The sequence below is a fragment of the Rhodococcus sp. NBC_00294 genome (assembly GCF_036163995.1).
Taxonomy (GTDB): Bacteria; Actinomycetota; Actinomycetes; order Mycobacteriales; family Mycobacteriaceae; genus Rhodococcoides.
On sequence record NZ_CP108043.1, the window covers coordinates 1,298,619 to 1,313,221 of the forward strand.

General features: G+C 69.1%; 15 protein-coding genes. 9 read left to right on the forward strand and 6 right to left on the reverse strand.

The window, feature by feature from the left end:
- Nucleotides 1-17 precede the first annotated feature (17 nt).
- Nucleotides 18-590 carry a DinB family protein gene (locus tag OHB23_RS06110; protein ID WP_222646320.1) on the reverse strand — a complete coding sequence of 191 codons (573 nt, stop codon included), beginning with the start codon at nucleotides 588-590 and terminating at the stop codon, nucleotides 18-20.
- Here OHB23_RS06110 and purT point away from each other — a divergent pair.
- Both purT and OHB23_RS06120 read left to right on the forward strand, forming a co-directional pair.
- A complete protein-coding gene (purT, locus tag OHB23_RS06115) occupies nucleotides 589-1,818 on the forward strand; it encodes a formate-dependent phosphoribosylglycinamide formyltransferase (protein ID WP_027506204.1) in 1,230 nt (409 codons plus the stop codon). The two genes, OHB23_RS06110 and purT, sit on opposite strands and share 2 nt — an antisense overlap.
- Nucleotides 1,815-2,297, forward strand: a complete 483-nt coding sequence (locus OHB23_RS06120) for a DUF456 domain-containing protein (protein WP_027506205.1) — start codon at nucleotides 1,815-1,817, stop codon at nucleotides 2,295-2,297. Before purT ends, OHB23_RS06120 begins: the two co-directional genes overlap by 4 nt.
- Here OHB23_RS06120 and OHB23_RS06125 read toward each other — a convergent pair.
- Nucleotides 2,294-3,028 (reverse strand): amidohydrolase family protein, encoded by a 735-nt coding sequence (locus OHB23_RS06125; RefSeq protein WP_328811108.1) that lies wholly within the window; start codon nucleotides 3,026-3,028, stop codon nucleotides 2,294-2,296. The two genes, OHB23_RS06120 and OHB23_RS06125, sit on opposite strands and share 4 nt — an antisense overlap.
- Before the next feature lie 77 nt (nucleotides 3,029-3,105).
- Here OHB23_RS06125 and OHB23_RS06130 point away from each other — a divergent pair, with 77 nt between their 5' ends.
- Nucleotides 3,106-3,975: an SMP-30/gluconolactonase/LRE family protein gene (locus OHB23_RS06130; protein WP_027506207.1), complete on the forward strand. Its 870-nt coding sequence runs from the start codon at nucleotides 3,106-3,108 to the stop codon at nucleotides 3,973-3,975.
- 54 nt (nucleotides 3,976-4,029) lie between these two features.
- Here the strand turns inward: OHB23_RS06130 and OHB23_RS06135 are convergent, their stop codons facing one another.
- Complete coding sequence (locus tag OHB23_RS06135) at nucleotides 4,030-5,409, reverse strand: FAD-dependent oxidoreductase (protein WP_027506208.1); 1,380 nt, start codon at nucleotides 5,407-5,409, stop codon at nucleotides 4,030-4,032.
- A gap of 267 nt (nucleotides 5,410-5,676) precedes the next feature.
- Between OHB23_RS06135 and OHB23_RS06140 the strand changes: the two genes are divergently transcribed.
- Both OHB23_RS06140 and OHB23_RS06145 read left to right on the forward strand, forming a co-directional pair.
- Nucleotides 5,677-6,756: an alkene reductase gene (locus OHB23_RS06140; protein WP_328811109.1), complete on the forward strand. Its 1,080-nt coding sequence runs from the start codon at nucleotides 5,677-5,679 to the stop codon at nucleotides 6,754-6,756.
- Nucleotides 6,757-6,783: 27 nt separating this feature from the next.
- Nucleotides 6,784-7,185, forward strand: coding sequence for an Rv0361 family membrane protein (locus OHB23_RS06145; protein ID WP_051613444.1), 402 nt, complete (start codon nucleotides 6,784-6,786; stop codon nucleotides 7,183-7,185).
- 6 nt (nucleotides 7,186-7,191) lie between these two features.
- On the opposite strand, the gene OHB23_RS06150 is transcribed toward OHB23_RS06145, so the two are convergent.
- Nucleotides 7,192-8,907, reverse strand: coding sequence for an MDR family MFS transporter (locus tag OHB23_RS06150; protein WP_328811110.1), 1,716 nt, complete (start codon nucleotides 8,905-8,907; stop codon nucleotides 7,192-7,194).
- A gap of 82 nt (nucleotides 8,908-8,989) precedes the next feature.
- On the opposite strand from OHB23_RS06150, the gene OHB23_RS06155 reads away from it, so the two are divergent.
- Both OHB23_RS06155 and OHB23_RS06160 read left to right on the forward strand, forming a co-directional pair.
- Nucleotides 8,990-9,400, forward strand: a complete 411-nt coding sequence (locus OHB23_RS06155; RefSeq protein WP_056441350.1) for a rhodanese-like domain-containing protein — start codon at nucleotides 8,990-8,992, stop codon at nucleotides 9,398-9,400.
- Nucleotides 9,400-10,605, forward strand: coding sequence for an O-succinylhomoserine sulfhydrylase (locus tag OHB23_RS06160; RefSeq protein WP_027506211.1), 1,206 nt, complete (start codon nucleotides 9,400-9,402; stop codon nucleotides 10,603-10,605). Before OHB23_RS06155 ends, OHB23_RS06160 begins: the two co-directional genes overlap by 1 nt.
- 72 nt (nucleotides 10,606-10,677) lie before the next feature.
- Here the strand turns inward: OHB23_RS06160 and OHB23_RS06165 are convergent, their stop codons facing one another.
- Both OHB23_RS06165 and OHB23_RS06170 read right to left on the reverse strand, forming a co-directional pair.
- Entirely contained in the window at nucleotides 10,678-11,763 is a 1,086-nt protein-coding gene (locus OHB23_RS06165) for an isochorismate synthase (protein WP_328811111.1), read from the reverse strand.
- On the reverse strand, nucleotides 11,760-12,521 hold the full coding sequence (locus OHB23_RS06170) for an HAD-IIA family hydrolase (protein ID WP_037186095.1): 762 nt from the start codon (nucleotides 12,519-12,521) through the stop codon (nucleotides 11,760-11,762). Before OHB23_RS06170 ends, OHB23_RS06165 begins: the two co-directional genes overlap by 4 nt.
- 163 nt (nucleotides 12,522-12,684) lie before the next feature.
- Here OHB23_RS06170 and OHB23_RS06175 point away from each other — a divergent pair, with 163 nt between their 5' ends.
- Together OHB23_RS06175 and OHB23_RS06180 are read left to right on the forward strand one after the other, a co-directional pair.
- On the forward strand, nucleotides 12,685-13,401 hold the full coding sequence (locus OHB23_RS06175) for a GNAT family N-acetyltransferase (RefSeq protein ID WP_328811112.1): 717 nt from the start codon (nucleotides 12,685-12,687) through the stop codon (nucleotides 13,399-13,401).
- Nucleotides 13,401-14,600, forward strand: coding sequence for a GNAT family N-acetyltransferase (locus OHB23_RS06180; RefSeq protein WP_328811113.1), 1,200 nt, complete (start codon nucleotides 13,401-13,403; stop codon nucleotides 14,598-14,600). Before OHB23_RS06175 ends, OHB23_RS06180 begins: the two co-directional genes overlap by 1 nt.
- Nucleotides 14,601-14,603 lie beyond the last annotated feature (3 nt).

Below are 14,603 nucleotides of genomic sequence, written 5' to 3' on the forward strand. Positions count from 1 at the left end.
TGTGCGGGTCGGGAGACTCAGAGGAACTCCGACGCGGCGTCGTCCACCCGCGACCGGTAGTCACCCCACCAGTCGGCGTCACCGTCCGCCAGGTTGGAGTTGCCGGGAGCCAGTCCGGCGCTGCCGTCGGCGAGTTCGCGCACGATGTCGGCGTGGCCGGCATGGCGGTGTGTCTCCGCGATCAGGTGCACCAGGATGTACTCGACGGTCACGGGGTTCTTCGCCGTCCACCACGGCACCGTCCCCTCCGCTCTCGGTCCGAGGGTGCGCACCGTCTCGTCGGCATGGGCGTTCACCCGGCGGTAGAGGTCGACGAGAGAATCGCGGGACTGGTCGGGTGTGGCCCACATGTCGGCATTGAGTTCGAGTGTCGGGTCGGACCACGGGATCGGTTCGGGGAACGGTCGCCCGAACGTGGACCCGAGGTACCCCGCCTCGGTCATGGCCAGGTGTTTCACGATTCCCAGCAGGTTGGTACCGGTCGACGTGAGGGGCCGACGGATGTCGTACTCCGACGCGCCGTCGAGTTTCCACACCACCGCGTCCCGTCCTCGCTGGAGGTAGGTGAGCAGGTCCTCGGTGTCCGCCATGCCCGATAGCATTCCAAGAGTGACGTCCTCCCGCATCGGTACTCCGCTTTCTCCGTCGGCCACCAAGGTGATGCTGCTGGGCTCCGGTGAGCTCGGCAAGGAAGTGATCATCGCGTTCCAGCGCCTGGGCGTCGAGGTGATCGCCGTCGACCGGTACGCGGACGCCCCCGGCCATCAGGTCGCGCACCGCGCCCACACGGTGGACATGAGCGATCCGGACGCCCTGCTCGCCGTCATCGAGTCCGAGGCGCCGCACTTCGTCGTGCCGGAGATCGAGGCCATCGCCACCGAGGCGCTCTCCGTGGTCGAGGACCGCGGGGTCACCACCGTCGTGCCGACGGCGCGCGCGACGCAGCTGACGATGAACCGCGAGGGCATCCGCAGGCTCGCGGCCGAGGAGCTGGGGTTGCCCACGTCGCCGTACGCGTTCGCCGACAGTGTGGACGAGGTTCGCGCGGCGCTCGAGCACACGGGCTTCCCGGCGGTGATCAAGCCGGTGATGTCGTCGTCGGGCAAGGGGCAGTCGGTCGTGACGAGCGACGACGACGTCCAGCGGGCCTGGGACCACGCTCAGGCCGGGGGACGAGTCGCGCTGGGCCGGGTCATCGTCGAGGGCTTCGTCGACTTCGACTACGAGATCACCCAGCTCACCGTCCGCGCGGTCGACGAGAACGGCGCCGACGAGACCTCCTTCTGCGAGCCCATCGGCCACCTCCAGAAGTCCGGCGACTACATCGAGTCGTGGCAGCCCCAGCCCATGTCGGCGGCCGCTCTGCACGCCGCACGCGAGGTCGCCCGCACGGTCACCGCAGCACTCGGCGGCCGCGGCATCTTCGGCGTCGAGCTCTTCGTCAAGGGCGACGACGTGTACTTCTCCGAGGTCAGCCCACGACCGCACGACACGGGCCTGGTCACGCTCGGCACCCAGCGGCTGTCGGAGTTCGAGCTGCACGCGCGCGCCATCCTCGGGCTTCCGGTGGACACCACGCTGCTGACACCCGGCGCGTCCGCGGTGATCTACGGCGGTCTCGACGAGGTGGGCATCGCCTTCGAGGGCGTCGAGCAGGCGCTCCGCGTCCCGGAGACCGACATCCGCCTGTTCGGCAAGCCGGAGAGCTTCGCGAAGCGCCGGATGGGCGTCGCCGTGTCGACCGGTCCGGACGTCGAGACCGCGCGGGAGCGTGCACGCGACGCCGCGAGCCGCGTGCGTCCGGTCTCGGCACGGTGACCGCCGGTGCCGAGGTCCTCGTCGGACTGGTCGTCCTGATCGGCCTGATCGGGATCGTCGTCCCGGTGCTCCCCGGTGTCGTCCTGATCTTCGCCGCGATCGGCGTCTGGGCCTTCGTCGTCGGCACCGCATCGGCGTGGACGGTGTTCGGCATCGCGACGGCGCTGCTGGTGGCATCGGGCGTCGTCAAGTACCTGTGGCCGGGCAGACGACTGAAGACGGCCGGAGTACCCACCCGTTCCATCGTCGCGGGCGGCGTCGTCGGCATCGTCGGATTCTTCGTCGTCCCGGTCGTCGGACTCTTCCTCGGGTTCCCCCTCGGTGTGTACCTGGCGGAACTTCCTCGTGCCCGCACGTCGGGATCCGCCTGGCAGTCGACGGTCCACGCCACCAAGGCGGTGGGCCTGTCGATCCTCGTCGAGCTGTTCGGTGGTCTGCTCGCGGCCGGCGTGTGGGTCGTTGCCGTCATCGTGCTCTAACGCTCCCGGTACCAGGCCCTCGCGTTCCTGAACAGCACCTTCTGGAGATCGCCGCCCACTGCCTCGGTCACCAGGTCGATGTCGGAGGGGACGAAGCGTCGCAGGGAGCGCGTGCCGGGCAGGTCGGTCCCGAACATCAGTGCCTCGGGGTTGACGGCATGGATCCTGCTCATCGCCTCCACCGGGTCGTGGCCGATGCGGCCGAAGCCCGCCGCCTTGACCCGTGCTCCCCTGTCGACGAGATCGAGGAGGTACGGCATGGCGTCCTCGGCCATGCCGAGGTAGTCGATGCTGATGGCCGGCAGTTTGGACAGGACCGGCTCCAGGGACAGCAACAATCCGGCGTCCGCGTAGAACTCGGCGTGCCATCCGGCGATCTCGTGCGCGCGGACGGCCTGCTCGGTGAGGGTCGACACGTCGGTGTCGCCGCGCCGCAGATTGAATCTGAGCGCTCGGACGCCCGCGTCGTCGAGCGCGATGATGTCCTCGTCCTCGGCGTCCCACGGCAGGTGGGTCACGCCCACCCATCCGTCACCGAGTTCGGTCAGCGCCGCGAGCAGAAAGCTCTGGTCGCTGCCCTGGAACGACCCGGCGATGACGGCGCCGCCCACGACCCCCAGTCCGTCGGTCTCCTCGCGATAGTCGTCGGCAGTGAACACGGGGGGTTCGTATCCGCCGTTCGACACGAGAGGGAACCGCGGATCGATGATGTGGACGTGGCTGTCGAACACGTCTGCCAGGATGCCTCATGATGTGATGAGGCGTACGTCACATTCGATCATCCGTCTCGTCGTGCGAGGAGCTACACATGAAGGCAGAGCCGACCGTGGTCCTGGAGGGCTACACCTACTTCGAGTGCCCACGGTGGCGGGAGGGCCGTGTCTGGGTCTCCGACTTCTACACCCACCAGGTGCTGTCGGCGAACGAGGACGGCAGCGACGTCCGGGTGGAGGCCGAGGTGCCGCACCAGCCGTCCGGGCTCGGGTGGCTTCCCGACGGTCGGCTCCTGGTCGTCTCGATGCGAGATCAGACCGTTCTGCGGCGCGAGGAGAACGGCGACCTCGTGGTGCACGCTGACCTGTCCGCGCACGCGACCGGCAACGCCAACGACATGCACGTGGATGCGGACGGGCGCGCCTACGTCGGCAACTTCGGATTCGATCTCATGAACATGGCGCCCATCGAGACGGCCTCCCTGCTGCGTGTCGAGCCCGACGGCAGTGTGCACGAGGACGCCACCGATCTGCACTTCCCGAACGGCATGGCCGTCACCGCAGGCGGCGATCTCCTCGTCGACGAGACGCTCGGCAACCGGATCAGCGCCTTCGCGATCGGCGACGACGGTGTCCTCGGACCGCGCCGCGACTGGGCTGTGCTCGGTCCGATGCCCGAGTCGACGGACATGGCCGAGGGCATCGGCCAGGTGGTGGTGGCGCCCGACGGTTGCGCTCTCGCGCAGGACGGCACGCTGTGGGCGGCCGACGCACTGGGGCAGCGCATCGTGCAGATTCGCGAGGGCGAGGGAGTGGTCGACGAGTTGACCTTCGACACCGGGGTGTTCGCGTGCGGATTCGGCGGCGACGACGGCCGCACCCTGTTCGTCTGCGCCGCACCCGATTTCAACGAGCACGCCCGCAAGGACGAGCGCGAGGGACGGCTGCTGTCCGTCCGGATCTGACACGCACGAAGCCCCGAGGACATCCTCGGGGCTTCGGTGCGTCAGCTGCTGGGGTCAGGCCTTGTCGGGCTCGCTGGCGCGCAGCATGTCCTCGCGCTCGACGACCTTGACGCGCTCTCGGCCCTGCGGCTCGCCGAGGCTGCGCTCGTGCGCGTCGAGGCGGTACCAGCCGTCCCACGTGGTGAACGGGACCTTCTTGTCCTCGAGGAACGCGACGACCGCGTCCTCGGACGGGTCGGTGGCACCCGCGAACGACGGGGCGTCGGCGAGGAGGTTCGCGACGGTCTCGTTGGCGTCACCCTTGGTGTGGCCGATGAGGCCGACGGGTCCGCGCTTGATCCAGCCGGTGACGTACGTGGCGTCGACGGGGGTGCCGTCGTTGTTCTTCACGCGGCCGGCCTCGTTGGGGATGGTGCCCGCGAGGTCGTCGAAGGGGAGGTCGGCGATGTTCTGCGACAGGTAGCCCACCGCGCGGTAGACGGCCTGGACGTCCCAATCGGTGTAGTTGCCGGTGCCCTTGACGTTGCCGGTGCCGTCGAGTTCGGTGCGCTCGGTGCGCAGTCCGACGACCTTGCCGTCCTGGCCGAGCACCTCGTGCGGCGACTCGAAGAAGTGCAGGAACAGCTTGTGCGGGCGGTCGCCGGCATCGCGGATCGCCCAGTCCTGCAGCGTGTTCGCGACCATGTCGACCTGCTTGGACTCGCGGCGGGCCTTCTCCGAGCCCTCGTCGTAGTCGATGTCCTCGGGAGCGACGATGACCTCGATGTTGGGGGAGTGGTCCAGCTCGCGGAGCTCGAGCGGCGTGAACTTGGCCTGGGCGGGGCCGCGGCGGCCGAACACGTGCACCTCGACGGCCTTGTTGGCCTTCAGGCCCTCGTAGACGTTCGCGGGGATCTCGGTGGGCAGCAGCTCGTCGCCCGTCTTGGCCAGTACGCGGGCCACGTCGAGCGCGACGTTGCCGACGCCGAGGACGGCGACCTTCTCGGCGTCGAGGGGCCAGGTGCGTGGCACGTCGGGGTGACCGTCGTACCAGGAGACGAAGTCGGCGGCGCCGTAGCTGCCGTCGAGGTCGATGCCGGGGATGTTCAGCGCGCGGTCCGCGTTGGCGCCGGTGGAGAAGATGACGGCGTCGTAGAAGCGGCGCATCGTCTCGAGGTCGATGTCGGTGCCGTAGTCGATGTTGCCGAGCAGGCGGACCTGCGGCTTGTCGAGCACCTTGTGCAGCGCGGTGATGATGCCCTTGATGCGCGGGTGATCCGGTGCGACGCCATAGCGGATCAGACCGAACGGAGCGGGCATGCGCTCGAAGAGGTCGATGCTCACGCCGGGGCCGGAGACGTTGTGGTCCGACTTCATCAACGCGTCGGCGGCGTAGATGCCGGCCGGGCCTGCACCCACGATGGCCACTCGGAGCGGGCGGGTCTGGTCAGTCATCAGCGTGGATCTACCTAACATCGTCGTCGGCCGGCCGCCCATCGAGCTCGGAGCGGGCGTCGTGGCCGCAGGGAGGCGGACACCCCAGCATAAGTGACGAGGCGGCGCCTCCGGTGCGCCAGGTGGCCGTGACGTGTGCACAGAGAACTGGGTGAACATCGGGATTCCCCCGAGTGATGCGGCCCACAGTCGGGCATGGATCGCGGACCCCTCGGGCTTGAGTCAGAGGACAGCTCGACAGTCAGCACCTTCGAAAGGCCGATCGACGTGACCGAACTCAGTCCCGAATCACCCCTGCTCCAGCCGCTCGAACTCGGCGACATCCACGCCCGCAACCGTGTCTTCATGGCGCCGCTCACGCGCAGCCGCAGTGGTGACGACGGTGTGCCCGGTGACCTCGTCGTCGAGTACTACCGCCAACGTGCGGGTGCCGGCCTCATCGTATCCGAGGGAACGCAGCCTTCCGCCGTCGGCAAGGGCTACACCAACACCCCGGGCCTGCACACCGACGAGCAGCAGGCCGGCTGGGCGAAGATCGCGGACGCGGTGCACGGTGAGGGCGGCAAGATCGTCGTCCAGCTGATGCACGCGGGTCGGGTGTCCCACCCCGACAACTCGGGCCTGGAGGCCATCGCACCGTCCGCCATCGCGCCCGGTATCGAGATGTTCACCAAGGGTGGGTCGAAGGAGATCCCCGCGCCGCGCGAGATCGCCGCGGACGAGATCGCTCGCGTGGTCGACGTGTTCGTCGACGCCTCGACCCGTGCGATCGAGGCCGGTCTCGACGGTGTCGAGCTGCACGCCGCCAACGGCTACCTGCTCCACCAGTTCCTGGCGGACGGCGCGAACCACCGCACCGACTCCTACGGCGGCAGCCCCGAGAACCGTGCGCGCCTCGTCGTGGAGGTCGTGCGCGCCGTCTCCGCCGCCATCGGCGCGGGCCGGGTCGGCATCCGCATCTCGCCCGGAGGCACCGCGAGTGGCATCACCGAGGACGACACGACGGGTGCCTACGAGGCGCTGCTGTCGCAGATCGACGGCCTCGGCCTGGCGTACCTGCACGTGCTCGTCGACGCCAAGGATCCGTTCCTGGGCAAGCTGCGTTCGGCCTGGAGCGGCCCGTTCGTGCTCAACACCGGCTTCGCCGCGATGACCACTCGCGACGAGGCCCAGAAGCTGGTGTCCGACGAGATCGCCGACGCCGTCACGGTGGGTCGGCCGTTCATCGCCAACCCCGACCTGGTGACCCGGTGGACCCACGACACCGAGCTCAACACCCCCGACGAGAGCACCTTCTACGGCGGCGGCGCCGAGGGCTACACCGATTACCCGTCGCTCGAGGGCTGAGCTGCACCGAGCTGACATGATCGGAGCATGAGCTCCGAAGAGGATCCGAGACCCACCACCGCAGCGCCCTTCATCGCGGCCGCTGCGGTGGTGGTCGTCGTGGCGGTGATCATCGCGATCCTGTCGCTGACCGGGTCGCCCGACGAGAACGTCAGCGACAACCAGCGTGTCGGGACCGCCGTCGCCGCCTACGTCGAGGCTGTGAAGTCCGGCGACACCGCCGCTGTCACCGCACTGCAGTGCCCCGGCATCACCGACGCACCGCTGGCGGATGCGGGTACGTCGGTGGATCTCGAGAACATCGAGGAGGTGCGGGTCAAGGGTGACGCCGCCGAGGCCGACGTGCGCGTCAGCCTCGACGGCAGCGAGCAGAGCCTCACGTGGAACGCGGTGCGGTCCGGTGACGACTGGCTGCTCTGCAGTCCCTGACGAGCTCTACTCGGCCGTGTCCCTGCTCGCCGTGCGTTCCGACGCCTGAGCTGCGAGGCCGCCCTGGGTGCGCAACGGGACCTCCTTGTAGAACAGGTTGATCACGAAGGCCAGCGCCAGCACGAACCCGGCCACGACGAAGACCGAGTCCATCGCGTCGGAGAATCCGATCTGGAACGGCGCCGCCACCGCGTCGGGCAGCTTCTGGATGAAGGACGTGTCGTCCAGGATGCCCCCGGCGGCCGACCCGTTGCCCTGCACGAGCCCCTGCGCGAGGCCGGACACCGCGGGATCGGTGCTGGACGCGGCCTGACCCACCGCCTCGCGGAACTCGGGAGTCTCCGCGGCGGAACGCAGAGCCGACGCGATGGCGTCGGTCACGCGCGAGAAGAGCAGGGACAGGAACACCGCGACGCCGATGGTGCCGCCGATCTGCCGGAAGAACGTGGCCGACGAGGTGGAGACGCCCATGTCCTGCGGCGGCAGTGCGTTCTGGATCGCAAGGGTCAGCGGCTGCATCAGATTGCCCAGGCCGAACCCGAAACCGAACATCGCGATCATGATCATCCACAGCGGTGTGTCGTACTCGATGAACGAGAAGGCGAACATGCAGACCGTCATGAGAGTCGTGCCGATGATGGGATACGGACGGTAGTGGCCCGTGCGGGAGATCATCTGGCCGGAGAAGATCGACGCGACCATGATGCCCAGCACCAGCGGGAGCATCTGGAACCCGGCGAGCGTCGGCGACGAGCCCTTGACCACCTGCAGGTACTGGGGGAGCAGCGTGATGCCGCCGAACATCGCCGCACCGGTGATGACCGAGAGCACGAGTCCGACGCTGAACGTCGAGTTGCGGAAGAAGCGCATCGGGATGAGTGCGTTCGTCGTCATCCTGATCTCGATGGCGATGAAGGCCGCGATGCCGAGGACGCCGATGGTGTAACAGATCATGGCCCGCCCGGAGCCCCATCCCCACGTGCGTCCCTGCTCGGCGATGATCAGCAGCGGCACCAGTCCGACGGCCAGCGCCGCGGCGCCGCCCCAGTCGACGACCGCGCTGCCGTGTCGACGCGGCAGATTCAGCACCTTGGCGACGACGAACAGAGCGACGATGCCGATGGGCACGTTGACGAAGAACACCCAGCGCCAGCCGGTGATGTTCAGGATCTCGGACTGGCCCGACAACACGCCGCCGATGACCGGACCGAGCACGCTGGACGTGCCGAACACGGCGAGGAAGTAGCCCTGGTACTTGGCCCGCTCCCGCGGCGGGACGATGTCGCCGACGATGGTCAGTGCGAGCGAGAACAGGCCGCCGGCACCGAGGCCCTGGAACGCGCGGAAGGCCGCGAGTTGGTACATCGACGTGGCGAAGCCGCAGAGCGCCGATCCGATGACGAAGATCGTGATCGCGGTCAGGAAGAACTGTTTGCGCCCGTAGATGTCCGAGAGCTTCCCGTACAGCGGCGTGGAGATGGTGGCCGTGATCAGGTACGCCGTGGTGACCCACGCCTGAACGGAGAAGCCCTGCAGGTCGTCCGCGATGGTGCGGATGGACGTCGAGACGATCGTCTGGTCGAGCGCGGCCAGGAACATGCCGAGCATCAGACCGGAGATGATCGTCATGATCTGGCGATGGGTGAACTGCCCCGTGTCGCCGCTCGTGTCCGGCTGTGGTGAGCCGGCGCCCGTCGCAGGGCGAAGTGTGTCGTCCGTCATCGGCTCATCTTGCCCCCTCGAGGCCGTACGCTGCGACTATCGGACATATCGGGCCGAGCCGACCATGTGAGAAACTGGCGTCGTGAGCTACGCAGGAGACATCACGCCCGAGCAGGCCTGGGAACTTCTCAGCACCGATCCGGAGGCCTCGCTCGTCGACGTCCGCACCCACGCCGAGTGGAGCTACGTGGGTGTCCCGGACATCTCGTCGCTGGACAAGCCGACGGCCTTCGTCGAGTGGGTCGGCTACCCGGACGGCGCGAAGAACGAGAACTTCGTCGACGAGGTCCGTGCCGCCGGGGTCGACAAGGGCCCTGTGGTCTTCCTGTGTCGCTCCGGTCAGCGGTCCATCGGTGCCGCCGAGGCCGCGACCGCTGCGGGGCTCGGACCCGCCTACAACGTGCTCGACGGCTTCGAGGGCGCGACCGACGCCGAGGGACACCGCGGCAGTGCCGGGTGGCGCGCCGTCGGACTGCCCTGGCGGCAGAAGTGATCCCCACCGGCGGCGGGTTCTCCAAGCCCCTGCCCGACGGGGTCGGGCAGGGAACTCTCGGTGTCCGCGGCGGTCTGAACCGCTCGGGGTTCGAGGAGAACGCCGAGGCCCTCTATCTCAGTTCGGGTTTCGTGTACGAGAGTGCCGAGGCCGCCGAGCAGGCGTTCACCGGCGACATCGACCACTTCGTCTACTCGCGCTACGGCAACCCGACCGTCACCATGTTCGAGGAGCGGCTGCGGTTGCTCGACGGCGCCGAGGCGGCCTTCGGCACCTCGAGCGGGATGTCCGCGGTCTTCACCGGGCTCGGAGCGCTGCTGAAGGCCGGCGACCGACTCGTCGCGGCGCGGAGCCTGTTCGGCTCGTGCTTCGTCGTGTGCAACGAGATCCTGCCGCGTTGGGGAGTCGAGACCGTCTTCGTCGACGGCGACGACCTGGACCAGTGGGAACAGGCGCTCGCCGTGCCCACCACCGCGGTGTTCTTCGAGACGCCGTCCAACCCGATGCAGTCGCTCGTCGACGTCCGGCGCGTGACCGAGATGGCGCATGCGGCCGGTGCGAAGGTGGTGCTGGACAACGTCTTCGCGACGCCCGTGCTGCAGCGCAGCTTCGACCTCGGTGCCGACGTGGTGGTGTACTCGGGGACCAAGCACATCGACGGACAGGGGCGCGTGCTCGGGGGCGCCATCCTGGGATCGAAGGAGTACATCGATGGTCCGGTGCAGACGCTCATGCGCCACACCGGTCCCGCGCTCAGCCCGTTCAACGCCTGGACTCTGCTGAAGGGTCTCGAGACGATGCCGCTCCGCGTGCGGCACATGAACGCCTCGGCGCTGGCCGTCGCGGAATTCCTCGAGGCGCAGCCGGGTATCGGATGGGTGAAGTACCCGTACCTGCCGTCGCACCCCCAGCACGATCTCGCGGTCTCGCAGATGAGCGGCGGCGGCACCGTCGTCACGTTCGAGCTCGAGGGCGGCAAGGCGCGCGCCTTCGAGTTCCTGAACAAGCTGCGCATCATCGACATCTCCAACAACCTCGGCGACGCGAAGTCGATGACGACGCACCCCGCCACCACCACCCACCGGGCCATGGGTCCGGAAGGCCGTGCAGCCGTGGGCATCACGGACGGAGTCGTGCGCATCTCCGTGGGCCTGGAGGACCTCGAGGACCTGCTCGGCGATCTGGCGGGAGCGCTCGCCCGGTAGGGCCGAGTGCATCAACGGCCGGCTTCGGTGCGCTGAGCCGCGGTATCCGCGGCTCGGCGCACCGGATCGACGTCAGAGGCCGAAGGGCCTGAGCACCGTCGCGAACTTCGCTGTCGTCTCCTCCAGCTCGGCGCTCGCGTCCGAGGCGGCGACGATGCCGCCACCCGCGGTCGCGACCCCGCTGAGGCCGTCGGCGGCGATGTCCAGGCAGCGGATGGCCACCATCCACTCACCGTCGCCCGACGCGTCGCACCACCCCACCATGCCGGCGTAGAAGTCGCGGTTGCGTCCGGACTCCAGCAGATCGATGGTCTGGAGCGCCAGGTCGGTGGGGCTGCCCGCGACCGCGGGTGTCGGGTGCAGTGCGAGCGCGAGATCCAGTGCCGTGGTGGCGGGGTCGGCCAGTGTCGCGGTGATCGGGGTCGCCAGATGCCACACGGCCGGCGTGCTGGTCAGCGTCGGCCCGTCGGGGACGGACACCTCCGAGCACAGTGGCGCCAGGGCCTCGGCGATGGCGTCGACGACGAAGCGGTGCTCGGCCAGGTTCTTGGCGCTGGCGAGCAGGTCGGCGCCCGCCTGCTCGTCCGCCACCGGATCCTGTTGTCGTGCAGCAGTTCCGGCGAACGGTCGGCAGATCACCTGGGTTCCGGTGCGCCGCACGAGGAGTTCCGGGCTCGAGCCCACCAGATGGCGGCCGAAGTACGGACCACCCGCCGCGGTGAGATCGACGGCGAAACCGTTGTGCATCGGATTCGCCTCGATGAGCGTGTCCGCGAACGCCGTCGGGGACAGCGGGGCATCGAACACCAGCGTGATCGACCGCGCGAGAACCACTTTGCGTAGTGCGGATCCGGGATGGTTCAGCACCGTCAGGGCACGCTGCACCCGCGCGACGTGTTTGTCGGGTGGTGGGTTCTGGGAGGCGATCACAGCTCCGGGCAGGGTGCTCTGCTCCGGTGTCCGCGGCCTGTCGCGCCGGTCGAACGTCGACGGTTCGACGAGTGCACACCGCGTGGACGCATCGAACCCGATGGCCCCCACGAGAACCCGCGCCGACCCGTCCTCGAGAGCCTCGCGCGCGTCGTCGATGTGATCGAACGCCTGCCGGGTGCCCGTCGCCTCGACGCTGCGGTCGGGCCGGGAGTAGACGAATCTCATCCGAACGGGTTCGCGGTGTGCCCGATGAGGTCGGCGACCGACTCGATGACACGGGTGGGGCGGAACGGGAACATCTCGACGCTGGCGGGGGTCGAGATACCGGTGAGCACGAGGATGGTCTGGAGACCGGCTTCGAGCCCGGACACGATGTCGGTGTCCATGCGGTCACCGATCATCAGCGTGTTCTCCGAGTGCGCGCCGATGGCCCGCAGAGCGGACCGCATCATCAGCGCGTTCGGCTTGCCCACGTAGTACGGCTCACGTCCGGTCGCGCGCGTGATGAGCGCGGCGACGGATCCGGTGGCGGGCAGCGATCCCTCGCGTGACGGGCCGGTGGCGTCGGGATTGGTGGCGATGAAACGGGCTCCGCGTTCGACCAGCCGAATGGCGGTGGTGATGGCCTCGAAGGAGTACGTGCGGGTCTCGCCGAGCACCACGTAGTCGGGATCGATGTCCGTGATGATGTAGCCGATGTCGTGCAGGGCCGTCGTCAGGCCGGACTCCCCGACCACGTAGGCGGTACCGTTCGGCCGCTGGTTCCCCAGGAAGGTGGCGGTGGCGAGTGCCGACGTCCAGATCGACTCCTCGGGGATCTCGAGGCCGGTCCGTCGCAGGCGTGCCTGCAGGTCGCGACGGGTGCGGATCGAGTTGTTCGTCAGGACGATGAACGGGGTGTTCGTGTCCTGGAGTTCCTTCAGGAAGCGGTCCGCTCCGGGGACGAGGTGCTCCTCGTGCACCAGGACACCGTCCATGTCCATCAGGTACGTCCACGGGGGTGTCCCCGTCGTGGACGGAGCATCGTCAGGTCGCACGGCGTCGTCAGGACTCACTCTGTCGGGGCTCACGACACCATTCTGCCCCTCCGGAATCGTCGCGAGTACAACGCGCCGCGGCGTCGGAGCCGACCCTTACAGTGGCCTGGTGCAGTGCGACGACCGAGTTCCGGTGATCCCGACCCTCCCCGACGCGCATCCGCTGGACGATCCCATCCGATCGTCCCTCGTCGGCGCCCACTCCCGGTTCGCCGAACGGCGGGGCCGGATCGCGCGTTACCACCCCGAGGTGGCCGGGTTCTTCGGTCACCCCGAGGACATGACGGTGGAGGACTGGGCGGATCTCGGCGTCCTGCTCCCGGTGGGTGAGCAGGCTGCACTGCGGGGCGACGGCATCACCCCGCCCGCCGGGTGGCGCGTTCTCGACCGCATCGGGCTGCTGCAGTTCGACGGATCCGCGCTGGTGGTCGAGCCGGAACCGGCCGCGCAGGTGCTCACCGCCGACGACGTGCCGGAGATGCTCGATCTCGTGCACCGCACCCGGCCGGGACCGTTCCGCTCGCGGACCGTCGAGATGGGCACGTACCTGGGCGTCCGGGACGGGTCGCGGCTCGTCGCCATGGCCGGGGAGCGCATGCATCCCGACGGCTGGACCGAGATCAGCGCCGTGTGCACCGACCCCGAGTACCGAGGGCAGGGCCTGGCCACCCGCCTCATCCGCGCCGTCGGGTACGGCATCCGGGAGCGGGGCGAGGTGCCGTTCCTGCACACGAGTGTGACCAACACCCGCGCCGTCGCGCTCTACGACACCCTCGGATTCGTGCTCCGCCGACAGACCACCCTGACGATCGCCGAGGTCGCCTGATGGTCGACATCCGCATTCTCGAGTCGCGGTCCGACCTGCTGGAATCGCAGCGCGTCTTCCGTGCCGCGATGGTGGGACTGCCCACGCTGCAGGTCACCGAGGACGAGATCGCGAGTCTGCGCGAGCCCGGTCGGACCTACGGCGCCTTCGACGGCGATCGACTCGTCGGGACCACCGATTCGGCCCGCGGAACCCTGACGCTGCCGGGCGGCGCTCGGGTTCCCCACCTGGCCGTCACCCATGTCGGGGTGTTGCCGACCCACACCCGCCGCGGTGTCGTGTCCGCTCTGCTGCGGCGCCAGCTGCGGGACGCGCGCGATGCCGGGGACGTCGTCGCCTCGCTCCGTGCGTCTGAGGCTGTCATCTACGGCCGCTACGGCTACGGCGTCGCCACCTCGTCCGTGTCCGCCGAGGTCGTCACCGCGCGTGCGTCGGTGCGGGACGAGGCCGTGTCCAGCGGCACCGTCCGCCTCGTCGACTACGGGGACGTGTTCGACGTGCAGGCCGGGATCGTCGCGTCGCACCCGTCGAGTCGACCGGGCACCATCACCCGACTGCCCGTCTGGTGGAACGCGTCGAGGCTGCGTGGGCGGACCGACACCGATCCGGTGTGGAACGCGGTGCACTCCACCGGCGGGGTCGACGACGGATACGTCCGGTACCGCCCGCGCGACCCGCGGACGTGGTGGTCCGGGAACGACCGTCGGGCGGTCGTCGAGGACCTCCATGCGCCCGACGACGCGGTGTTCGCCGACCTGGTCCGCTTCCTCCTGCGACTCGACCTCGTCGACCGCATCACGTTTCCCGCACTGCCCGTCGACACCGTGCTGCCACTGCTGATGCACGATCGCCGATCCGTACGGCTCGATCGCACCGAGGACGAGACCTGGCTGCGCATCCTCGACGTGTCAGCGGCGCTGTCCGCGCGCACGTACGGGCCCGGGGACGCTGTGACCATCGCCGTGCAGGACCCGGACCTGCCGGAGAACGCCGGGACCTACGCCGTCGCACCGGACGGCGTGCGGGTGGTCGACGCGGCGCCGGATCTGACGGTGCACGTCCGAGATCTGGCGTCGGTGCTGCTCGGCGGGACGTCGTGGTCCGCTCTGGTGACCGCGGGCCTGGCGCAGGGCGACCCCGCGGCGGCCGATGCTCTGTTCCGGACCGCGTCGGCGCCCTTCGCCGGCGTCGGTTTCTGACGC